The 20,141-nt window shown below is 71.0% G+C and carries 21 protein-coding genes; 10 read left to right on the forward strand and 11 right to left on the reverse strand.

Annotated features, from left to right (window positions below):
- Positions 1 to 119 precede the first annotated feature (119 nt).
- The 3 genes from JIX55_RS23085 to JIX55_RS23095 are packed head-to-tail and all read left to right on the forward strand — an operon-like array spanning position 120 to position 2,488.
- Entirely contained in the window at positions 120 to 1,268 is a 1,149-nt protein-coding gene (locus JIX55_RS23085) for a lipid-transfer protein (protein ID WP_257565208.1), read from the forward strand.
- Between the two features lie 27 nt (positions 1,269 to 1,295).
- Positions 1,296 to 1,712, forward strand: a complete 417-nt coding sequence (locus JIX55_RS23090; RefSeq protein ID WP_257565209.1) for a Zn-ribbon domain-containing OB-fold protein — start codon at positions 1,296 to 1,298, stop codon at positions 1,710 to 1,712.
- Complete coding sequence (locus JIX55_RS23095) at positions 1,709 to 2,488, forward strand: enoyl-CoA hydratase/isomerase family protein (protein WP_257565210.1); 780 nt, start codon at positions 1,709 to 1,711, stop codon at positions 2,486 to 2,488. Before JIX55_RS23090 ends, JIX55_RS23095 begins: the two co-directional genes overlap by 4 nt.
- An 18-nt stretch (positions 2,489 to 2,506) precedes the next feature.
- Here JIX55_RS23095 and JIX55_RS23100 read toward each other — a convergent pair whose 3' ends face one another.
- Positions 2,507 to 3,094 (reverse strand): hypothetical protein, encoded by a 588-nt coding sequence (locus JIX55_RS23100; RefSeq protein WP_257565211.1) that lies wholly within the window; start codon positions 3,092 to 3,094, stop codon positions 2,507 to 2,509.
- 11 nt (positions 3,095 to 3,105) lie between these two features.
- Positions 3,106 to 3,651, reverse strand: a complete 546-nt coding sequence (locus tag JIX55_RS23105; RefSeq protein ID WP_257565212.1) for a hypothetical protein — start codon at positions 3,649 to 3,651, stop codon at positions 3,106 to 3,108.
- A 346-nt stretch (positions 3,652 to 3,997) separates the two neighbouring features.
- On the opposite strand from JIX55_RS23105, the gene JIX55_RS23110 reads away from it, so the two are divergent.
- From JIX55_RS23110 to JIX55_RS23120, 3 genes are all read left to right on the forward strand, one after another.
- Complete coding sequence (locus JIX55_RS23110) at positions 3,998 to 4,732, forward strand: dienelactone hydrolase family protein (protein ID WP_257565213.1); 735 nt, start codon at positions 3,998 to 4,000, stop codon at positions 4,730 to 4,732.
- A 652-nt stretch (positions 4,733 to 5,384) separates the two neighbouring features.
- The gene (locus tag JIX55_RS23115; RefSeq protein ID WP_257565214.1) at positions 5,385 to 5,570 is read left to right on the forward strand and encodes a hypothetical protein; all 186 of its coding nucleotides are present in this window, start codon (positions 5,385 to 5,387) and stop codon (positions 5,568 to 5,570) included.
- Between the two features lie 397 nt (positions 5,571 to 5,967).
- On the forward strand, positions 5,968 to 6,177 hold the full coding sequence (locus tag JIX55_RS23120; protein WP_257569733.1) for a hypothetical protein: 210 nt from the start codon (positions 5,968 to 5,970) through the stop codon (positions 6,175 to 6,177).
- 96 nt (positions 6,178 to 6,273) lie between these two features.
- Here JIX55_RS23120 and JIX55_RS23125 read toward each other — a convergent pair whose 3' ends face one another.
- Together JIX55_RS23125 and JIX55_RS23130 are read right to left on the reverse strand one after the other, a co-directional pair.
- Complete coding sequence (locus tag JIX55_RS23125) at positions 6,274 to 8,622, reverse strand: outer membrane protein assembly factor BamB family protein (RefSeq protein WP_257565215.1); 2,349 nt, start codon at positions 8,620 to 8,622, stop codon at positions 6,274 to 6,276.
- A gap of 382 nt (positions 8,623 to 9,004) precedes the next feature.
- A complete protein-coding gene (locus JIX55_RS23130; protein WP_257565216.1) occupies positions 9,005 to 9,940 on the reverse strand; it encodes a VOC family protein in 936 nt (311 codons plus the stop codon).
- 313 nt (positions 9,941 to 10,253) lie between these two features.
- Here JIX55_RS23130 and JIX55_RS23135 point away from each other — a divergent pair, with 313 nt between their 5' ends.
- Entirely contained in the window at positions 10,254 to 10,901 is a 648-nt protein-coding gene (locus tag JIX55_RS23135; RefSeq protein WP_257565217.1) for a TetR/AcrR family transcriptional regulator, read from the forward strand.
- 221 nt (positions 10,902 to 11,122) lie between these two features.
- Here the strand turns inward: JIX55_RS23135 and JIX55_RS23140 are convergent, their stop codons facing one another.
- Both JIX55_RS23140 and JIX55_RS23145 read right to left on the reverse strand, forming a co-directional pair.
- The gene (locus tag JIX55_RS23140; RefSeq protein ID WP_257565218.1) at positions 11,123 to 11,623 is read right to left on the reverse strand and encodes a nitroreductase family deazaflavin-dependent oxidoreductase; all 501 of its coding nucleotides are present in this window, start codon (positions 11,621 to 11,623) and stop codon (positions 11,123 to 11,125) included.
- Positions 11,623 to 12,852 carry an acyl-CoA dehydrogenase family protein gene (locus JIX55_RS23145; protein WP_257565219.1) on the reverse strand — a complete coding sequence of 410 codons (1,230 nt, stop codon included), beginning with the start codon at positions 12,850 to 12,852 and terminating at the stop codon, positions 11,623 to 11,625. Before JIX55_RS23145 ends, JIX55_RS23140 begins: the two co-directional genes overlap by 1 nt.
- Before the next feature lie 121 nt (positions 12,853 to 12,973).
- Between JIX55_RS23145 and JIX55_RS23150 the strand changes: the two genes are divergently transcribed.
- The 3 genes from JIX55_RS23150 to JIX55_RS23160 all read left to right on the forward strand — a co-directional run bounded on the left by JIX55_RS23150 (position 12,974) and on the right by JIX55_RS23160 (position 15,628).
- On the forward strand, positions 12,974 to 14,182 hold the full coding sequence (locus JIX55_RS23150) for a thiolase C-terminal domain-containing protein (protein ID WP_257565220.1): 1,209 nt from the start codon (positions 12,974 to 12,976) through the stop codon (positions 14,180 to 14,182).
- A 122-nt stretch (positions 14,183 to 14,304) separates the two neighbouring features.
- On the forward strand, positions 14,305 to 14,730 hold the full coding sequence (locus tag JIX55_RS23155; RefSeq protein WP_257565221.1) for a pyridoxamine 5'-phosphate oxidase family protein: 426 nt from the start codon (positions 14,305 to 14,307) through the stop codon (positions 14,728 to 14,730).
- Positions 14,731 to 14,875: 145 nt separating this feature from the next.
- The gene (locus JIX55_RS23160; protein WP_257565222.1) at positions 14,876 to 15,628 is read left to right on the forward strand and encodes a pyridoxine/pyridoxamine 5'-phosphate oxidase; all 753 of its coding nucleotides are present in this window, start codon (positions 14,876 to 14,878) and stop codon (positions 15,626 to 15,628) included.
- Positions 15,629 to 15,676: 48 nt separating this feature from the next.
- Here JIX55_RS23160 and JIX55_RS23165 read toward each other — a convergent pair whose 3' ends face one another.
- The 5 genes from JIX55_RS23165 to JIX55_RS23185 all read right to left on the reverse strand — a co-directional run bounded on the left by JIX55_RS23165 (position 15,677) and on the right by JIX55_RS23185 (position 19,772).
- On the reverse strand, positions 15,677 to 16,495 hold the full coding sequence (locus tag JIX55_RS23165; protein WP_257565223.1) for a class I SAM-dependent DNA methyltransferase: 819 nt from the start codon (positions 16,493 to 16,495) through the stop codon (positions 15,677 to 15,679).
- A gap of 68 nt (positions 16,496 to 16,563) precedes the next feature.
- On the reverse strand, positions 16,564 to 17,175 hold the full coding sequence (locus JIX55_RS23170) for a GNAT family N-acetyltransferase (RefSeq protein ID WP_257565224.1): 612 nt from the start codon (positions 17,173 to 17,175) through the stop codon (positions 16,564 to 16,566).
- Positions 17,176 to 17,199: 24 nt separating this feature from the next.
- Positions 17,200 to 17,631, reverse strand: a complete 432-nt coding sequence (locus JIX55_RS23175) for a Zn-ribbon domain-containing OB-fold protein (RefSeq protein ID WP_257565225.1) — start codon at positions 17,629 to 17,631, stop codon at positions 17,200 to 17,202.
- 47 nt (positions 17,632 to 17,678) lie between these two features.
- On the reverse strand, positions 17,679 to 18,125 hold the full coding sequence (locus JIX55_RS23180; RefSeq protein WP_257565226.1) for a DoxX family membrane protein: 447 nt from the start codon (positions 18,123 to 18,125) through the stop codon (positions 17,679 to 17,681).
- A gap of 180 nt (positions 18,126 to 18,305) precedes the next feature.
- Positions 18,306 to 19,772 carry an AAA family ATPase gene (locus JIX55_RS23185; protein ID WP_257569448.1) on the reverse strand — a complete coding sequence of 489 codons (1,467 nt, stop codon included), beginning with the start codon at positions 19,770 to 19,772 and terminating at the stop codon, positions 18,306 to 18,308.
- Between the last annotated feature and the right edge of the window lie 369 nt (positions 19,773 to 20,141).

Genomic DNA, 20,141 nt, shown 5'->3' on the forward strand with positions numbered 1-20,141 from the left:
ACCACTTCCGACTCTTAGCTGACTACCCGTCAGATTAGCTGTACCCTGACGGACTGTCAGCAGCCGACAGCCCTGTGCGGACGTGCGCTCCGCACAGCCCCTGTGCGGAGGTGTGCCCCATGGCCGTGCTCAAGGACGCGACAGCGATCGTCGGCATCGGCCAGACCCCTTTCGCCAAGCAACTGCCGGAGGCGGAACGGGCGTTGGCGTGCCGGGCGATCCTCGCCGCACTCGACGACGCCGGGATCGCTCCGGACGAGGTCGACGCGCTCGCCTCGTACACGATGGAGGAGACGGACGAGGTCGAGGTGGCGAAGGCGCTCGGCCTCGGTGACCTCACCTTCTTCAGCAAGGTCGGCTACGGCGGCGGCGGTTCGTGTGCCACGGTCGCGCATCTGGCCGCCGCGATCGCGACCGGACAGGCCACGGTCGGCGTCGCCTGGCGCTCCCGCAAGCGCGGCTCGGGCCCCCGCCCGTGGAAGAACACGACGGCCCAACTCCCCACCCCCGCCCAGTGGACCCGCCCCTACGGCCTGCTCCGCCCCGCCGACGAGATAGCCATGCTCGCCCGCCGCCACATGCACGAGTACGGCACGACCCGCGACCACCTCTTCAACGTGGCGCTGGCCTGCCGGAACAGAGCGAACCAGAACCCCGCCGCGATCATGTACGACCGCCCGCTGACCCGCGAGATGTACATGAACTCCCGCTGGATCAGCGAGCCCCTCTGCCTCTTCGACAACTGCCTGGAGACGGACGGCGCGCTGGCGTGCGTCCTCGTCTCCACCGAACGCGCCCGCGACTGCCGCCGGCCCCCCGTCTACGTCCACTCCGCCGCCCAGGGCCTGCCCGCCCAGCACCACGGCATGGTCAACTACTGGAACGACGACCCGCTGACCGGCCCCGCCTGGACCGCCGCCCGGCACCTCTGGAAACACGCGGACCTCACCCCGGACGACATCGACGTCGCCCAGATCTACGACGCCTTCACCGCCCTCATCCCGCTCTCCCTGGAGGGCTACGGCTTCTGCGGCCGGGGCGAGGGCGGCGCCTTCACCGAAGGGGGTGCCCTGGAGATCGGCGGCCGGCTGCCCCTCAACACCTCCGGGGGCGGCCTCAGCGAGGCGTACGTACACGGCTTCAACCTGATCACCGAGGGCGTACGGCAGTTGCGTGGCACGAGCACGGCCCAGGTGCCGGGGGCGGCGACCTGCCTGGTGACGGCGGGCGAGGGGGTACCGACCTCGGCGCTCCTGCTCCGCAACTGAACGAGTCGATGAGGACGGGGAATCGAGATGCTGACACCGGTGGTGGACGACGACGGCGCCCCCTTCTGGGAGTACGCCGCCCAAGGTGAACTGCGCATCCAGGCCTGCGCCGACTGCGGCGAACTCCGCTTCCCGCCCCGCCCCTGCTGCCCGCACTGCCGGTCCTTCGCCACCGAGTGGCGCCGCGTCGCCGGCCGGGGCCGTGTCTGGTCGTACGTCCTCCCCCACCCGCCCCTCCTCCCCGACTACGCCGAGCAGGCCCCGTACAACGTCGTCCTCGTCGAACTGACCGACGCCCCCCGCATCCGCCTCGTCGGCAACCTGGTGAGCGAGCCGGGCGCCCGGCTCGACTCGGTACCGGTGGAGCGGATCCGGATCGGCGCGCGGGTGCAGGTGGTGTTCACGGCCACCGGCCTGCCCCAGTGGGTACTGGAGCGGCCATGACCCTGCGCACGACGACGGACAAGGACACGGGCGTCGCGCTCCTCACGTTGGACCGCCCGGAGAAACTGAACGCCATAGACCTGACCACGGCGGACCAACTCACCACGACATGGCGGGAGTTGAGGTTCGACGACTCCGTACGGGCCGTTGTCGTGACCGGCGCCGGGGACCGCGCCTTCTGCACGGGCCTCGACCGGGACGCGGCGAGCGCCGTACCGCAGCCGAACTCCCCGTACACCATCGAGGACCCCCTCCTCAGGATCGGCCCGAAGTCGAACGACCTCTGGAAACCGGTGATCGCGGCCGTGAACGGCATGGCCTGCGGCGGCGCCTTCTACCTCCTCGGCGAGTCGGACTTCCTCGTCGCCGACCCCTCCGCCACCTTCTTCGACCCCCACACCACCTACGGCATGGTCAGCGCCTTCGAGTCCGTCCTCATGGCGCAGCGGATGCCGTACGGGGAGGCCGCGCGGATGGCGCTGCTGGGCACCGCCGAGCGGATGTCGGCGCGCCGGGCGTACGAGGTGGGGCTGGTGTCGGAGCTGACGGAGCCCGGCGAGGCCGTCGCCGCGGCCGTGCGGTGCGCCGAGGTGATCGCCGGGTATCCGCCGGAGGCCGTGCAGGGCACGGTCCGGGCCTGCTGGGCGGCCCAGGAAGCGGCACGGGCGCACGCTCTCGCGTACGCCCCGCACCTCGTGTCGCTGGGCAACCTGCCGGGGGAACGGCAGGCGGAGCTGTTCACGGGGCGCCGACCGGGTGGGTTCCGGGTGCGGTGAACCCGCGCCTCGCTGTGATCAGCTGATCGGCTCGGCCTCCGGCTCCGCCACGCAGTGGTCGACCGACGAGGCCATGCTCTTCCTCGCCATCTCGATGTCGACGGTCACCTTGTCGTCGCCGGGTACGTCGATCTTCCAGGTTTCGTCCTTGATCGTGGCCCCGTTCTTGTCCTTGAACGAGACGTCGACCCAGAACGCGGCGTCACTCGCGTTGGGGTTGGTCACCTCGACGGTCGCGTACGGCTCCTTCACGGTCGCGCACTTCACCAACCGCACGGTCGCCGACTCCAGTTGCTCCTCACCCGAGCCGGTGTCCTCGGTGGACGAGTCGCCGTACGAGTCGTCGTAGTCATCGTCGTTGTCGTCGTAGTCGTAGCTCTTGCCGGACGAGCTCCCGCCCGAGGACGAGGACGACGTGTCGTGGTCCTGGGAGGAGGAACTGCAACCGCCCCCACCGTCACTGCTGCCACCGCTGGAGCTGGTGCCGCCGCTGGAGCTGCTGCCGCCACTGGAACCGCGCCCCGTCGAGAACCCGGTCAACGCGAGCACGACGATCACGGCCATCGACGCGAACTTCAGCCCGCGCGCCCGTGTTTGTCCGCGCATGCGCGGCCCCCTCACTCGGCGACCCGCGACAGGCTGGTCAGCTTGCAGGTGCCGCCACGCGCCGCGAAGGCGCTGTCGTCCACCGAGCCCTCGACCACCTTGACGTTGAGGACGTCGGAGGAACCGGCGGGCACGGACCGGATGGCGCCACCCTCGGTGGTGGCGACGCGCTTGCCGTCGGCGTCCGTGAACTCGACCTCGAACTTGTAGGTGTACGTGGTGACCGAGCTGCTGTTGGTGGCGCGTACACGGGCGACGAGGCCCTTGTCGTACGCGCAGGACTCGATCTTCAGGTCCCTCTTGGCACCCTTGGCGCTGGACGACCCGCCCGTCCCCGAGGTGGTGCTGCCGCCCGTGGTGGTCGTGGTGCCACCGTCGGAACCGGAGCCGGAGTCGTCCTTGCCCACGTCACCGGTGGTGCTGCCACCGCTGGAGCTGGAGGAGCTGGACGAGGAGGAGCCGCCGGAGCAGCCTCCGCCGCTGGAGCCGCGGGCGCCGGTCAGGGCGAAGACGGCGATACCGAAGACGGCTATGGCCCGGACATGACGAGACTGCACTTGCTCAACCCCCGTTGAGTAGCGTCGATTTGATGTCACACCTGCAAACGGGATCGCTCCGGTGGCAGGCGCACGTCACCCTAACAGCACGTGGAGCACCCGAAGTTCGTGCTGCCCGGCGCTCACAGTGACCTGGCGGCGGCTTTCGTCCGGTGGGCTATGCTGCGCGGCCATGACTACCGGGACGGCATCGCGCCACACACGGATTGGTGACCCGGTGCTCTTCTGAGCGCCGTACGGGCCGGTGAGGGCCCGCTGTCCGATCGGGGATCTCGCGCTGCTGCGCGGGCTCCGCCTCCGTCGTGTTGATCACAGGCTCAACACATCAATCACGACAGGAGAATTCATGCCCATCAAGACGCTGCACATTCCCACCGCGGACGGCCAGGCCGACGCTTTCGCCGCCTTCCCCGACGGTGGCGAGCGGCACCCAGGGGTGCTGATGTACGCGGACGGCTTCGGCATCCGGCCCGTGCTGCGGGAGATGGCCCGCGAGCTGGCCGGGCACGGGTACTACGTGCTCGTCCCCAACCTCTTCTACCGGCACGGCCCGGCACCGGTGATCGACCTTCCCGAGCACATCGGAGAAGAGGTCCGGCCCGCGGTCTTCGCCCAGCTGATGCCCTTGATCGAGGCGCACACCGCCGAACGTGTCCTGAGCGACGCCGACGCCTACCTCAGGTTCCTCACCGCCCAACCCGAGGTCGGCGCCGGACCGGTCGCGGTGACCGGCTATTGCATAGGCGGCCTCCTGGCGATGCGCACCGCCGCGGCCCACCCCGGCCAGGTGGCCGCCGTCGCCGGATTCCACGGCCCCGTGGGCGCCGACGGGCCCGACAACCTCGCCAAGCTGACCGCCCAGGTCCACTTCGGCCACGCCGAAGGCGACATGACGCCCGAGGCCCTCGGCGAGCTCAACCAGGCCCTGGACGCCGCGGGGGTCGGCTACACCTCCGAGATCTACCCCGGCACCATCCACGGCTTCACCATGTCCGACACCGACGCCTTCAACCCCGCCGCGCTACAGCGCCACTGGGACCGCCTGCTCCCCCTCCTCGACCGCACCCTGACCAACCGCTGAGGCTCCGGCTCGGAACCTGCAAAGTTCACGCTGCCCGACGCCCACACGAGTAGGACCTCATTGGCGCCAGGCGTGGTCAGACGCTCAGCGGCGGGTGTGGGTGCTTCCAGCGGAGAGCCGGTTGGTCGCCGATCCAGTAGACGTGCGCTTGGGGAGTGACTGCCATGCGAACGGAGGTGATGTCGGGTTCGCCGGCGTCCCGCCACGCCATGACCGCCCGCTCGACCGCGTCCCAGACGGCGACCGGTCCCCCTTGACGGACGTTCCACTCGTCCCCGTCGGCGGTGAGGGCGGCGAACGCCTCACGGCCGGTGTCGAACAGGTAGACCCGTCCTCGTCGACGCCCTTTCGGAGCGGTGGGGCCACGACGTGCGGCCGTTCACCAAGTGCGTGTGGGCGTACTTCCTCGTGCCCGAGGAGTCCCGTTGCCCGAACTGAACCCTCTCCGGGCCCGGTGGCGGCGCTGGGCGGCGCGGGCCGCGCGGAGTTGGGCCACGCGGGGGCGGTCATTGCCGCTGCTTCCCCGCGAACCGTGCTGGGAGCCACCGCGTACACACGTGAACGCACGCACCGAGTACCCCGTGGCCGTGGAGCGGGACATCGTACGGCCGTACGTGGCGGCCTACTTGGGCGAGGAGCGGCCGGGGTGGGTATGAGCGAGGGGTCGGAGGACCTGGGCGCGGCCGCGTTCCGACGGTTGCTCGACCACGCCGCCGGCTGCGCGGACGCATGCCATGACCGGGCGCGCCGCTGCTACGACGCGGAACGGCTGGGCGACCGCTACCGCGAGGCCGAGAGAGCCGCACGCAGGGCGCGGAGGAGCGCACCGCCCCCGTGACGCCGCCCTGTCACCGATCGACAACTGTCGGTGCCCGAGGCGGCGTGGTTTCCGGCTTCCGGGAATCTGCACAGTGAATACATAGCCGCATCACGCCGCGCGCGATGTGCCTGCGCAAGGGCATGCCGGAGGCCGCTCTGTTGGTGTGAAGTGTCCTGTTCGGAATCCTGGCGGTAATTCAGTCACGCCCCGACACCACGCGACACGTAGAGAAGGTGTCCCCAAATCGTGTGCGCGCCTGCACGGTTGCCCCGCCCACTCGTTCGACTTCCTGGATGTGCGGTCCGGTTGATTGGATGCCCGGCCTGCTCCGTGCTTTGATCCTGCGGCCGAGGCCCGCTAGTCCCCAGCGGGGCCGCCCCCCTTGTGGATCATCCATACGAAGGGAAGTTTCCTCATGAACTCCGCTCCCCAGGTTGAGACCGTCGAGATCTCCGACGCCCAGCTCGACAACGTCTCCGGTGGCCTGGCCCCGCACGCCGGCCTCGCCGTCGGCCCCACGGCTGTCAGCGACGCGACCGTCCTGACCCAGATCGAGGGTGCCACGAACGAGGTCCTGGGCACCGCCGCCCAGTACAACCACGTCAGCTTCAGCGCCTCGCTCTGACCCACAGCCCGTAGGGCAGAGCATCTGGCGGCCCCGCGCCCCTGAAGGAGCTTCGCTCCTGAAGGGGCTTCGCCCGTTACGGGACCGGGCCCGCCGTCACGTCGTCCGCGCCGTCCCCGTCCCCTTCTCCGCGTCCAGCGCGTACACACACCGGTCCTTGCTGCACGCGTACACGACACCGTCCTTGACGACGGGCGAACCGGTGATCTCGCCTCCCGTCGCGAGCTTCCACCGCAGCCGGCCGTCATCCGCCTTCAGCGTGTACAGCAGGTGGTCCGTGGAGCCGAAGTGGATCCGCCCCTCCGCCACCGACGGCGCCCCGACGATCTCGCCGCCCGCCTGGAAGCGCCACTTCGGCGTCCCGGTGACCGCGTCGAGGGTGTACAGCCCCTTGCCGCTGCCCACGTGGACGTGCCCGGCGGCCACGAGGACCGGCTCCAGGGAGGAGCGGGACTCGGTGGCGATGCGCCAGCGGTCGCGGCCGTCCGTCGCGTCGAGGGCGTAGACCGTGCCGAGGTAGTCGGCGAGGTAGACGCCGCCCCCGGTGACCGCGGGGCCCGCCGCGAACGTGGGTGCGGAGAGGAAGACGGCCGGTGCCTCGAAGTGCCAGCGGACATGGCCGCTCGTCACGTCGATGGCGAGGACCCGGCTGCCGGCGGAGACGTACACATAGCCGTCCGCGGCCGGTGTCAGCCGTACCGGGACTCCGCCGCAGGACGCCGCGTCCCCGATGGGGTACGACCAGCGCTCGTCGCCCGTACGGGCCTCCAGTGCGCGCAGCCGGGCGTCCTTCCAGACGTAGACCGTGCCGTCCTGGACGACGGGACCGGCCTCGGGGGACTCGAAGTCGGTCTGGGCGCCGGTGAGCTCCCAGAGCTTCTGCCCGTTGGACGCCTCCCAGCCCTGCACGCCGCCGCCCCGGGTCGCGGTGACCACCGTCCCCCGGTCGGCCTTGAGGGAGTACACCCAGGCCTCCGTCGACAGCCGCCACAGGTCGGCGCCCTCGCGGGCGTCGAGCGCGAAGAGGGTCGGGCCGTCGGAGGCGTGGATACGGCCGTCCGCGACCGCCATCGACCAGGCGACATCGCGGGTCTTGAAGCGGCGGCGGCCGGTGGCCACGTCCAGGGCGTGCACCTCGAAGGAGGTGACGTAGACGAGGTCGTCGGCGACGGACGGGGTGCCCCAGACGTCGTTCGACATGCGGAAACGCCAGGGGCGCCAGCCGGAGGCGGCCGGCTCGGGAGCGGCGGGCGGGGCGGTCACGGCGGGCGCGGGGTCGGCTCCGTTCACGCCGGCGCGCGGCCGGGACCAGGACGCGGCGAGGCCCGCCTCGGGAGGGGGCGCCTTCACGGCGGCCGCGCGGGCGTCGGCGACGCGCGGCCCGGGGCCGATCGGCACCTGGCCGCCGGCGAGCCGTACCGGCCCGGTGTCGGGGGCGCCGATGGAGACGGGCGCGGGGTCGTACGAGGGCGGGGGCGGCGGTACGGGGGCGGTGGGGCGGCCCCCGCCTCCGCTGGGGCCGCTGGAGGTCTGCTGCTTGGGTGCCGGGCGTCCGCCCCGACGCGTCTCGATCAGGCTCACCGCCTTCTCGGGCAGCCACGCCGACGCCGTACCGCTGTCGTCCGAGCCGGAGCCGAAGAGGTGGGGGGCGAGCTGGGCCTGGAGGTCGGCGGGGTTGGGGCGGGCGGTCGGGTCCATCTGCATACAGGACTCGATGAGGGGGCGCAGATCGTCCGGGAGGCCGGAGAGGTCGGGGCCCTCGCGCAGCAGCATGAAGACGGTCTCGACGGGGTTGGCCCCGTGGAACGGCGCGTGGCCGGTGGCGGCGAACACGAGCATCGAGCCGAGCGAGAAGACGTCGCTCGCGCCGGTGACGCTCCGCGAGTCCTTCGCCTGCTCGGGCGACATGTACGCGGGCGTACCGACGGCGACGTTCGTCATCGTCAAACGTGTGTTCGAGACGCCGGACGCGATGCCGAAGTCGATCACGCGCGGCCCGTCCTCGACGACGAGCACGTTGGAGGGCTTCAGGTCGCGGTGGACGAGCCCGGCGCCGTGGATGGACTGGAGGGCCTCGGCCACACCCGCCGCCAGCCAGCGCACGGCCTGGACCGGCATCGGACCGCAGTCATTCACTATCTCTTCGAGCGAGGGCGCGGGGACATACGCGGTCGCCAGCCACGGCACGGCGGCGCGCGGGTCGGCGTCGACCACGGCAGCCGTGTAGAAACCGGACACCGCGCGGGCCGCCTCGACCTCGCGTGTGAAACGGACCCGGAAGAGCTGGTCCTCGGCCAGCTCCGTCCGCACCGTCTTGATCGCGACGCGCCGACCCGACGCGGAGCGCGCCAGATAGACCAGCCCCATGCCGCCGGCGCCCAGCCGTCCCAGCACCTCGAACGGCCCGATCCGCCGCGGATCGTGCTGCGTCAGCTGATCCACCACTTGCCCTGCCACCTCCCCGTACGGACCGCGTCACCCACGTTGTGCACGCGACCCCGTGCAGCGTCTCACCACCGCACCGCCATGGCGGCACGCACCCCGATTCTTCCTGCTACCGGGGGCAGGTTGCTAACCCGGGGGCGGATCGGGGTGTCTTAGGACAAAACCACGTTGTCCGCCGCTCGGGAAGCGGGAGCCCGGGTGGTGGGACACCGCGGCGAGCCGCGTACCTCCGGCGCACAACCCCGTACGTCTGCCCACGCCGGGGCCTCGGTACTCCTCCCGCGACAGTCTTCGTCGGCCCTCGTCCTCCGGCCGGACAGCCGTGGTCTTCTCGCTGGTCAGCCGATGTCTCCGGGCCGGTCAGACGTCGTCTTCCCGCTGCTCAGGCGGGGTCTTCGCGCTGGTCGTCCCCCTGTTGCCGCAGATCATCGGGGCGCTGTTCCGCCTGATCGGCCTCCTGCGGCACCTCCCGCCAGGCGTTTCCGTCGCTCCGCTGGAGCAGCGCGAAGGACGCGCCCTGATTGTCCGTGACGACCGCCACATTTCCATACGACGTGTCGAACGGCGGAACCTGCACCCGGCCACCGAGCCGGCTGACAGTCCGAAGCGCGGCCTCGGAGTCCTCCGTCCCGAAGTGGATCAGGAAGTGCGGCGGCATCTCGGCCGGGAAGACGTCCGTGAGCGTGGCCCGCCCGAAGTCCGGGGCCGCGTCCGGGCCGAAGAGCGCGTCGTGGAAGAGGTGCGCGTAGAAGGAGTTGGCCGCCTCGGTGTCCCGGGTGTACAGCTCGGCCCACACGAAGGTGCCGGGTGCGTGGCGCCGCCCGAAGCCGTTGTGCGTACCGGCCTGCCAGAGGCCGAAGACGGCGCCCTGCGGGTCCGTGACGAGCACGGCCGTGCCGAGCGTGCCGACCCGGGTCGGCGGGGTGATCACCTGCCCCCCGGCCGCGGTGAGCCGGGCGGCGAGGGCGGCAGCGTCCGGGGTCGCGAAGTGGACGGTCCAGACGGTGGGGAGCCGGCCATCGGGCTTGGGCGCGAGGGCGGCGACGGGGGTGAGGGCGTCGGCGGAGGTGAGGGCGTCGGCGGGGGTGGAGGCGTCGGCGAGGGTGGGGGCGTCGGCGGGGGTGGGGGCGGGCGCGGTGTACGCCCACACTTCGTGTGCGCCGTCGCCGGGGGCCACCTTGAAGGTCCACCCGAAGAGTTCGCCGTAGAACCGCTTGCCCGCTTCCACGTCGGGCAGCTGGGCGTCCACCCAGCAGGGGACGCCCTCGGGGTACGCGGTGGCAGGTCCCGTCTCGGCGGCTCCCGTCTCATCGGCCATAGGGCCAAGCTAACGGCCGCTCACGCGGGGCGCGCGTCGGGCGCGTCCACGGCGGGGACGGCGGTCTGCTCGCCCCCGCCGCCCTTACCCGTCCCCTCCCCGTCCCCTCCCCGGGTGCTGCGCCCCTTCGACCCCCGTCTGCGGGCGCGTTGTGGTTGCCCAACCCGCACCCGTAACAACACACCCGGAGCCCAAGCGAACGAAATCCGCCAAGGCGCACGGCGGTCAGCCCACGAACCCCTTGGTGAAGCCCGTACTCCCCATTTGCAGTCGGCCGAATCGCGCTCCGATCACCCCTCGGTAAGCTGACGGCATGACAGGACAAGTGCGTACCGTCGACGGCCGCGTGGCCGGCCGGCGAGGGCAGGCGACCCGGCAGAAGCTGCTCGACTGCCTCAGCGAGATGCTCAGCTCGTCGCCTTACCGGGACGTCAAAGTCATTGATGTCGCCCGGAAGGCGGGGACTTCGCCCGCCACCTTCTACCAGTACTTCCCGGACGTCGAAGGCGCCGTCCTGGAGATCGCCGAGCAAATGGCCGCCGACGGCGCCACGTTGACGAGACTTCTTGAGGGTCGCTCCTGGGTCGGCAAGGCCGGCTGGCAGACGGCCCAGGAACTCGTCGACGGTTTCCTGGAGTTCTGGCGCAAGAACGACGCGATCCTCCGCGTCGTCGACCTGGGCGCCGCCGAAGGGGACAAACGCTTCTACAAGATCCGTATGAAGATCCTGAACTCGGTCACCAACTCCCTCACGGAGACGATCTCCGAGCTTCAGTCCAAGGGCCGGGTCGACAAGGACGTGAATCCGGCGGCCATCGCCGGTTCCCTCGTCGCCATGCTCGCCTCGGTCTCCGGGCACCAGAAGGGTTTCCAGACCTGGGGCGTCAAGCAGGCCGAACTGAAGCCCAATCTGGCCCTGTTGGTCTACCTGGGCATCACCGGCAAGAAGCCCACGAAGTAGCCAGGAGCACCCCGGGCTCGCCCCCCGGACGCGATTCCTGTCACTCGGGCGGCACCCACACCCATGAGGCGTGCCGCCCGACGCGTTCAGGGGCGACTCGGACACCCGGACCGCCGTACGGCGACCGCGCCTCGCACAGTCGGCATCACCGCCGTACAGCGACCGCGCCTCACAGAGTCGGCATCACCGCCGTACAGCGACCGGCCCGCATACGGCCGGCGTCACCGCCGTACGATCCGGAACACCCGTATCTCCCGGTCCACCCGTGCCTGATACGTCGAGTACGGCGGCCAGAACCTCAGCAACTCCTTCCATACGGCCGCTCGTTCCTCCCCCTCCAGGAGGTGGGCGGTGACCGGGATGTCCCGGCCCTTCCAGCTGATCTCGGCGTCGGGGTGGGCCAGCAGGTTGGCGCTCCAGGCGGGGTGGCCGGGGCGGCCGAAGTTCGACCCGACGAGGACCCAACTGCCGCCCCCTTCCTCCGGCATACAGGCCAGCGGCGTACGGCGCGGCACCCCGCTCCTCGCCCCCGTCGCGGTCAGGACGATGCCGGGCAGCAGTTGCGCGCTGAGCAGCACCCTGCCCCGGGTCACCCGGTGCACGGCCCGGTCCAGCGCGGGTATGACATGCGGCGCGACCCGGGCGAACAGCGGAGCCGAGGACACCTTCTGCACCAGCCGCACGCCCATGCCCTTGATTCCCTCCGCGCTCTTCGAAGCCATCAGCCCCGCACCTCCCGCTGCTCGTCCCGCCCGTCGACCGTGAAGACCCCCGCCGCGTCGGCCGCCCGCCCCCGCAGCCGGTGCACCGGCCCGAAGAGCAGCTCGTCCCCCGCGGCCCGCTTGAAGTAGAGCTGCGCCTCGTGCTCCCAGGTGAAGCCGATCCCGCCGTGCAGCTGGATCCCCTCCCCGGCGGCCACCCGCAACGCCTCCAGGGCCTGCGCGAGCGCCGGCCCGCCGGCCCGCTCATGCTGCCCGCGGGGGCCGGTCGTGGCGGCGGACCAGGCCGCGTAGTACGCCGCCGAGCGGGCCGCCTGCACCCGCACATACACATCCGCGAGCCGGTGCTTCACCGCCTGGAACGATCCGATCGGCCGCCCGAACTGCACCCGCTGCCGCACATACGCGACGGTCCGCTCCAACGCCCTGTCGGCGGCGCCCACGGCCTCCGCGGCGAGCACGGCGGCGGCCGCGTCCCCCACCTCGGCCAGCGTGGACAGCACATCGACATCGTCGTCGGCGCCCAGCAACTCCGCTTCGACATCCCGGAGTTCGAGCCGAGCGACCGAACGGGTCTCATCGACGGAGGTCTGCCGCACCCGCACGAGCCCCGAGCCCGCCGTCTCCCTCCGTACGAGGAAGAGCAGCGTCCGCGAGCGGGCGAACCCCCCGGTATGCGCGGCCACCACCAGCATCCCGGCGCTGTGCCCGTCGAGGACCTGACCGACCTCCCCGTAGAGCCGCCACCCCTCCCCGGCTCGTCGTGCCTGGACGCCGCCGGCCCGTCCGCCGCCGGCCCACTCGCCCCGGTTGTCGCCGGTCAGCGCGAGCGCGGTGGCGAGGGCGGTACCCGGTACGGCGAGGGCGGCGGTGAGCCGGCCTGAGGCGAGGCTGGGCAGCAGTGCGGCGCGCTGGCGTTCTGCGCCGAGGGCGAGGATCAAGGGGGCGACGAGGACGGAGGTGGACAGCAGCGGCGAAGGGGCCAGCGCGCGGCCCAACTCCTCGACTGCCAGTGCCAGTTCGGTCACCGAGCAGCCGACACCGCCGTATGCCTCGGGGAGGGCGAGCCCCGGCAGGCCGAGCTGTTCGGAGAGGGCGGCCCACAGCGCGCCGTCATACCCCTCCCCCGTCCCCACGGCCGCCCGGACCTCCTCCGGACCGCAGCGCTTGAGCAGCAACTCCCGTATGGTGCGCCGGATTTCCTCCTGCTCGGCGGTGAAGCGGGCATCCATGGGCGGCCCCCCTTCCATTCCCCCGACCCTGGCTCGCTCTATCTGACGATCCGTCATATTAGAGCGGAAGGCGACCGAAGCACAGGGCCACCCGCATCCGATCTGATGTACCGTCAGATTCATGACTGCTGCGCCCGGCACCGGCCACGGAAAGGCGACAACAGGCGGCCGCCGAAAGGTGGCGATCGTCGGAGCGGCCCTGTCCGACTGCGGTCGAGTGGACGACCTGACTCCGTACGCCCTGCACGCCCAGGCGGCCCGCCGGGCACTGGCGGACGCGGGGCTTGAGCGCACCGCCATCGACGGTCTGGCGTCGGCCGGCCTGGGCACGCTGGCGCCGGTGGAGGTGGCGGAGTATCTGGGTCTGCGGCCCACCTGGGTGGATTCGACCTCCGTCGGGGGGTCGACCTGGGAGGTCATGGCGGCGCACGCGGCGGACGCGATCGCCGCCGGGCACGCGAACGTCGTCCTCCTCGTCTACGGCTCCACGGCCCGCGCCGACATCAAGGCGGGCCGCCGCACCGGCAACCTCTCCTTCGGAGCGCGCGGCCCCCTCCAGTTCGAGGTCCCCTACGGGCACACCCTGATCGCCAAGTACGCCATGGCCGCGCGCCGCCACATGCACGAGTACGGCACCACCCTGGAACAGCTCGCCTCCGTGGCCGTACAGGCCCGGGCGAACGCGGCCGCGAACCCGGAGGCGATGTTCCGCACGCCGATCACCGTCGACGACGTGCTCTCCTCCGCGCCGATCGCCGACCCGTTCACCAAGCTCCACTGCTGCATACGTTCCGACGGCGGCGCGGCGGTGTTGCTGGCGGCCGAGGAGTACGTAAGGGACTGCCGGCCGACGACCCCTGTCCGGGTCCTGGGCACGGGTGAGCACGTCTCACACACGACCATGTCCGAGTGGCCCGACTTCACGGTGTCCCCGGCGGCGGTCAGCGGCCGCCTGGCCTTCGAACGTGCGGGGGTGACCCCCGCCGAGATCGACTTCGCCGAGATCTACGACGCCTTCACGTACATGACCCTCGTGACGCTGGAGGACCTCGGCTTCTGTGCGAAGGGCGAGGGCGGCGCCTTCGTCGAGAAGAACCGGCTGACCCTCACCGGCGACCTCCCCGTCAACACCGACGGCGGCGGCCTCTCCGCCCAGCACCCCGGCATGCGCGGCCTCTTCCTTCTCGTCGAAGCCGTACGCCAACTGCGCGGCGAGGCGGACGGCCGCCAGGTCCGGGCAGCCGACGGCGACCTGCCCCGCCTCGCGGTGGTGTCGGGCACGGGCGGGTGGTTCTGCTCTTCGGGGACGGTGGTGCTGGGCCGGGGGTGAGGCCGGCCGGCCCCGGCTGCCCGCGCGCGGGACGGGACCACCGCCGGAATATGAGGCGGGGACGGCGCGCTGAACCGAATCGGCAGACGAAGACGTCCCCGAGTGGTTCCGGAGGAAGCGGCATGGCACTGTCCCGCAAGGAGCGCGAGGAGTTTCTGGCCGAGGCGCATGTGGCCGCGCTGGCGGTCGACGCCGGGGAGGGCAGGGCGCCGCTCACGGTCCCGATCTGGTACCAGTACGAGCCCGGGGGCGAGGTCTGGGTCATGACCGGCGCGGACACCCGCAAGAACAAGCTCATCCAGGCCGCGGGCCGCTTCTCCCTGATGATCGACCGTCTCGAACCCACCATCCGCTACGTCTCCGTCGAGGGCCCGGTCACCGACACGGCCCCCGCCACCCTCGACCACCTCCGCGAGATCTCCGCCCGCTACCTCCCGGCCGAAAAGGTCGACGGCTACGTCGACTTCGCCTCCAAGAACCACGGCGAACAGGTGATCATCCGGATGCGCCCGGAGAGGTGGGTCTCGTCGGATTTGGGCACGGTGTGAGCCCGTAGAGACGGGCGGCGGGACGGACGGAGGAATTGGGCGGCGGGACGGACGGCGGCACGGACGGGGGCACGGACTGCGGGACGGACGGAGGCACGGACGGAGGCACGGACGGAGGCACGGACGGCGGGGTGACAATCGGGGGATGAGCGCCGACACGTCTCCCCAGCCCCAGTCCGAGCCCCAGCCCCAACGCCAGCCAGAGCCCCAGCTCCAGCCCACCCCCCACTCCCAGTCGTCCGAGTTCGTGCAGGTCCTGCGGGGGCTGCGGGTGTGGGATCCGCAGGTCAGCGCGTTGCCGTTGTTCGACGTGGGCGCCGCCCCCGCCGAGCCGTTGCCGCTCTTCACCGCGTGGTTCGGGGAGGTCGTGGCGGCCGGGGAGGTGGAGCCGCACACGATGTCGCTGGCCACGGCGGACGCGGAGGGGCGGCCGGATGTCCGGACGGTGATGTTGCACGACGTGGACGCGCGGGGCTGGCACTTCGCCTCGCACACGGGCAGCCGGAAGGGACGGCAGCTCGCGGCACGCCCGTACGCGGCGCTCGGCTTCTACTGGCCCCTCCTCGGCCGCCAGGTACGCGTGCGGGGCCGGGTCACGGTTGAACCCGCCGAGGTCGCCCACGCCGATCTGCACGCCCGCTCGACCGGTGCGCTGGCCGCCGCCCTCGTCGGCCACCAGAGCGAAGTCCTGTTCTCGTACGAGGAGTTGGAGCGTGCGTCGGAGGCCGCCTGGGCGCGGGCCGAGCGGGAGCCGGACGTGGCCGTGCCGTCCTGGACGGCGTACGTCGTGGAGCCGGACGAGGTGGAGTTCTTCCAGGGCGACGCGCGGCGACGGCACGTACGGCTCAACTACCGTCGGACGGAGGAGGGTTGGGCCACCGAGTTGCTGTGGCCCTAGGAGCCCTGGGAGCCCTTCGGTGGCCGGCCGGCTCGTCGGGCCCCCGACTCAGACCTTCTCCCACACGGACACGTGCTTGGTGCTGTCGTTCGTGAACGGCTCCCCGTTCCACCCTGCCCACCGCTCCCGCAGCCGCATCCCGGCCAGCCGGGCCATCAGATCCAGCTCGGCCGGCCAGACGTACCGGAACGGGATCGACCAGTACACCGGCCGCCCGTCGACGACCATCATGTGGTGCGACCGCATCCCCTGCGTCGCCACGTCGTACGTGTCGAACCCCAGCCGCGTCGGCTCCACGCGGAACGGCACCGCGTCCTGCCCGGGCGGCAGCCTCCGCAGGTCCGGCACTCCGACCTCGATCACGAAACAGCCGCCGGGCACGAGATGCGCGGCGGCGTTGCGGAAGCAGTCCACCTGGGCGTCCTGCGAGGTCAGGTTGTTGATCGTGTTGAAGACGAGGTAGGCGACGGTGAATCCGGGTCCGTCCACCCGCGTCGTGGCGAAGTCCCCGATGGTGACACCGATGTCCGCGCCGCCCGGCTTGGCCCGCATCCGCTCCACCATGGCCCGCGACATGTCGATGCCGTGCACCGGCACGCCCCGACGGGCGAGCGGAAGAGCGATACGTCCGGTGCCGACCCCGAACTCCAGCACCCGCGCATCGCCACGTTCCCCCGCGAGACCGGCGATCAGCTCTACGACCGGTTCCACGGCCTCCGGGCTGAACATGTCGGCGGAGGTGTCGTCGTAACCCGCGGCGACGGCTTCACCGAAGTAGCCGTCGGGGTCGTCGCCGTCGTCATATTCGTCATCATGTCCGTCGACGTGTCCGTCGTCGTGCCCGTCGTCGTGTCCCTCTTCACGCATGCCGGGACCGTACCGATGCGCACGGAGCGACCGCACGCGGTTTTCTCCCCTTTCCCCTCGGAAGGGCCCTAGATCCCGGCCGGTTCCGGGTCCGTGGCCAGCCGTGCGTGCAGGTGGGCGTCCCGGAAGGCGTCGTGGGACCCCTCCTCGAACGCGGCCCCGCGCAAGGTCCCCTCGTACGGGAACCCGCACAGCTCGGCGATACGGCAGGACGCGGCATGGCCGACGGCATGGTCCAGTTCGAGCCGGTGGATGCCGAGTTCGGCGAAGGCCCAGCGGGCGGCGAGGTCGAGGGCGCGGGTGGCGACGCGGCGGCCACGGGCCTCGGGCAGCACCCAGTAGCCGACGACGGCCCTCCGCATGAACCCGTCGATCCCGCTCAGCCCGACATGCCCGAGGGTCACCCCGCTCTGCGCGTCCGTGACCCGGAAGGCCACGGTCTTCCCCTCCACGTCGGACTCCGCCCGCTGCCGCAAGGACTCCCGGGCGCCCTCAAGACTCCCGTCCAGCATCAAGGGCGTGTTCCACCGCCGGAAATCCGGATCGGTACGCCCGCGGAACCACGCTTCGACATCCGCGTCCGACTCGGCATCCCAGGCACACAGCCACAGACCGTGACCGGACGGCTCGGGGGAAGGCCACCGGGAAGGCTCAGGGAATCGTTCGTCAGTACGGCTCACACCCCCATTGAAACGCGCGACACCTCACGTCCGCGCGCGAAATACAGGCACCGCGAAGCCATCGGCCTCCCGGAACACCACCTCCAGCCCCATCCCCACCGACAACTCCCCGCCCCCTTTCCCCTCCCCCCACTCCACGACCTCGCTCATCATCCGCGGCCCCTCGACGAGATCGACGACCGCGGCGACGTACGGCGTGCGCTCTCCGAAGGGCGGCAGATCGTTCCGGTGGACGACGGACCAGGTGTAGAGCGTGGCGCGGCCGGAGGCCTCCTCCCACCGCACGTCCTCGCTCCAGCAGTACGGGCAGAACTCGCGCGGATAGTGATGGACGCGCCCGCACCCCGCGGCCCCGCAGCGCCGCAGGAGCAGCCGCCCCTCGGCGGCCGCGTCCCAGTACGTACGACTGAAGTCGTCGACCTCCGGCAGATCGAACCGCGCGGCACCACCGCTCACTGGGCCCACCCCATCAGAACAACCACCCCATCAGAACAACCAACCGATCAGAACAACCCCAGCGCACTGTCGACCGACCACGTCTGCCAGGACATTCCGAACAGCCCCACCACCGAGATGAGCGCCATCATCGAGTTCTGCCCCTGCTCGGCCCAGTCGTGGATCATCAGCACGAGGTAGAGGATGTTGAGCAACAGCCCGCCGACCAGCGCGACCGGCGTCAGAACGCCGAGGATCAGCCCGAGCCCGAGGGCGAGTTCGGCGTAGGCGACGACATACGCCATGGTCCTGGGCCGAGGCTTGACCACCACATCGAACCCACTCCGCACCGCCTCCCACCGATGCTTCCCCGCCACCCCGGCCGCCCACGAGATCCCGGCCCCCTCGAACCAGGTCTTCTTGTCCTTGTGCCGCCAACTCTCCAGCCACCACAGCCCGAGCCCGATACGGAGGACCGCCAACCATTCGGCACCAGAGAGCCAGACCGTGTCCATCGACGCCACCCTTCCGCATCCGAGTGGATTTCCTGACGTACCGTCAGTTCAGCGGATCGGGGGTGGATGCGCAAGGGGGACGGCCAGCGGCTCAGCCGACGTTCGGGGAAGCGTCGGCTGACGCAGCGAACGACAGCACACCCGGAAGAGCCGGGCATTCGACCAGTGACCGCACCCAGGTCAGCGCCCGGCCGCAGCGTCCGTTCCGGCCCCGTGTGGTTCCCCTCCGGCCCCGTGCAGCTCTCCTCCGGCGCCGTACAACTCCTCCAGCCCGACGAGCGCCACTCCCCCCTGCTCCGCCTCGGACCTCAACGCGTCGCTGAACCCGGCCGCGCTGAAGCACGCCAGCCGGCAGTCCTCCGTGTCCATGCCTCGCCCGGTGAGAAGGTCCCTGGCCCGGCGCAACCGCTCCAGATGGTTGACCCCCATCACCGTCCCCCACTTCGCCTCGCCGAGCAGCGCGACCATCGGCCGACTTCCCCCGGAGCCCTGCTCCACCACGGCCACGTCGACCTGGATCTGTTGACGTGCCTTCGGGTCGCTCACCACCCCGCCGCCGACCTCACCCAAGGACGTACGGAGCAGGGACCGGCCCGGACCGAGCACGTACTCCCGGCACATCCCCTCGAAGTACGGCCCCGCCACCTGCGCCGCGAAGCGCTCGGCCGACCCCGCCCACACCTCCGCCGCCTGACCGCTCTCCAGCCGCGCCCAGGAGGGACGCATGACGGCCTCGTAGAAGTTGATCAACGGTTCGGTGATCCGGTACTGCGACTTCCCCGCCCGGAAGATGTCCGCCTCACGTGCCAGCAGGTGACTGTCTTCCAGGACGTTGAGCGGGTGCGAGATGTCGACGGCCTTGCGGCCGATGTAACCCGCGATCCCGCCGCGCGTCGTGTTGCCCTGGGCGACCGCGGCCAGCACCGAGTGATAGAGCGCGGTGTCGCGGATGTCCGCCTCCTCGGCGAGCAGATAGCGCGCCTCCCGGAAGAGGGGACTGAACGGGGAGAGAACCGTGCGGCAGATCCAGTCGCCGAAGTCCCCCAGGCTCGCGGGAACGTCATCCGCCAGGAACTGGCGGCGATAGGCGGGCGTGCCTCCGAGAACGGCATGCAGCCGGGCGGCAAGCGCGGGTTCGGCCGCGACTCCCCAGAAGTCGGCGGCCGCCCGATACCCGAAGGGGCGTACGACGAGTTCGAGTTGCGCCCGGCCGCGCAGGGGCGCGGTGCTCGCCAGGAGCCCGCCCATGACGGACATCGCCGAACCGCACAGGAGAAGCCGCATGTGGCTCCGCTCGACCTGGAAGCGGTCGATCTCGCGCTGGATGAGCGAGGGAAGCTCCGGGGCGACCTTGGCCAGGTAGGGGAACTCGTCGATGACCACGAGAAACGGTGCGCCGGACGTCGCATGCGAGCCGACGCCTTCCCGGCCTGGCGCGACGCCTTCCTTCTCGGGGGCGGCGAGTCCGAAGAGATAGGAGACCGCGTCGTCCCAGGTGGCGAAGGAGAAGGGCACAGGGGAGCGCACATGGTCGGCGAGCGCGGCACTGAACTGGCGGAGGGACTCCGCCTCGGTCCCGGCCGTGGCCCCGAAGTAGAAGCCGCCCAGCTCTTCGACGAGCGCCCGCAGGAGATAGGTCTTGCCCATGCGCCGCCTGCCACTGACGATCCCGAGCATGGCGTGCGGCAGCGGCCGCCCGGCGAAGGCGGTGAGTCCGTTCCACTCGGCGGCACGATCGAAGACATGCGACGGCTTACCCGGCGGCCCCTGCGCCCCCTGCAACCTCGGCGCCCCCTGCGCCCCCTGCGGTCCCTGCTGCTGCACATCGACTCCTTAGGAGTGCACTCCTAAGGACTGTACTCCTAACAGATGTATACGCGCCGCCTCACCAGCTCCCCACACTCCGAGCGACCTACGCCACAGAACCCACCCACGCCTCCTACAGTCGTGATCAATCCGCAACCAATTCCGGGCTTGACCGAGACCCATCAAATAAGGGCGCGAATACGCTCAGGC

This window comes from Streptomyces sp. DSM 40750 (genome assembly GCF_024612035.1).
Lineage (GTDB): Bacteria > Actinomycetota > Actinomycetes > Streptomycetales > Streptomycetaceae > Streptomyces.

What these genes read in the sequence shown, in the direction of transcription:
- JIX55_RS23185 (WP_257569448.1), bottom strand. Translation starts at nt 19,772, where the DNA reads ATGGGCAAGACCTATCTCCTGCGGGCGCTCGTCGAAGAGCTGGGCGGC.
- JIX55_RS23110 (WP_257565213.1), top strand. Translation starts at nt 3,998, where the DNA reads ATGCCCATCAAGACGCTGCACATTCCCACCGCGGACGGCCAGGCCGAC.
- JIX55_RS23130 (WP_257565216.1), bottom strand. Translation starts at nt 9,940, where the DNA reads ATGGCCGATGAGACGGGAGCCGCCGAGACGGGACCTGCCACCGCGTAC.
- JIX55_RS23115 (WP_257565214.1), top strand. Translation starts at nt 5,385, where the DNA reads ATGAGCGAGGGGTCGGAGGACCTGGGCGCGGCCGCGTTCCGACGGTTG.
- JIX55_RS23100 (WP_257565211.1), bottom strand. Translation starts at nt 3,094, where the DNA reads ATGCGCGGACAAACACGGGCGCGCGGGCTGAAGTTCGCGTCGATGGCC.
- JIX55_RS23095 (WP_257565210.1), top strand. Translation starts at nt 1,709, where the DNA reads ATGACCCTGCGCACGACGACGGACAAGGACACGGGCGTCGCGCTCCTC.
- JIX55_RS23160 (WP_257565222.1), top strand. Translation starts at nt 14,876, where the DNA reads ATGAGCGCCGACACGTCTCCCCAGCCCCAGTCCGAGCCCCAGCCCCAA.
- JIX55_RS23135 (WP_257565217.1), top strand. Translation starts at nt 10,254, where the DNA reads ATGACAGGACAAGTGCGTACCGTCGACGGCCGCGTGGCCGGCCGGCGA.
- JIX55_RS23180 (WP_257565226.1), bottom strand. Translation starts at nt 18,125, where the DNA reads ATGGACACGGTCTGGCTCTCTGGTGCCGAATGGTTGGCGGTCCTCCGT.
- JIX55_RS23150 (WP_257565220.1), top strand. Translation starts at nt 12,974, where the DNA reads ATGACTGCTGCGCCCGGCACCGGCCACGGAAAGGCGACAACAGGCGGC.
- JIX55_RS23140 (WP_257565218.1), bottom strand. Translation starts at nt 11,623, where the DNA reads ATGGCTTCGAAGAGCGCGGAGGGAATCAAGGGCATGGGCGTGCGGCTG.
- JIX55_RS23090 (WP_257565209.1), top strand. Translation starts at nt 1,296, where the DNA reads ATGCTGACACCGGTGGTGGACGACGACGGCGCCCCCTTCTGGGAGTAC.
- JIX55_RS23085 (WP_257565208.1), top strand. Translation starts at nt 120, where the DNA reads ATGGCCGTGCTCAAGGACGCGACAGCGATCGTCGGCATCGGCCAGACC.
- JIX55_RS23165 (WP_257565223.1), bottom strand. Translation starts at nt 16,495, where the DNA reads ATGCGTGAAGAGGGACACGACGACGGGCACGACGACGGACACGTCGAC.
- JIX55_RS23120 (WP_257569733.1), top strand. Translation starts at nt 5,968, where the DNA reads ATGAACTCCGCTCCCCAGGTTGAGACCGTCGAGATCTCCGACGCCCAG.
- JIX55_RS23145 (WP_257565219.1), bottom strand. Translation starts at nt 12,852, where the DNA reads ATGGATGCCCGCTTCACCGCCGAGCAGGAGGAAATCCGGCGCACCATA.
- JIX55_RS23155 (WP_257565221.1), top strand. Translation starts at nt 14,305, where the DNA reads ATGGCACTGTCCCGCAAGGAGCGCGAGGAGTTTCTGGCCGAGGCGCAT.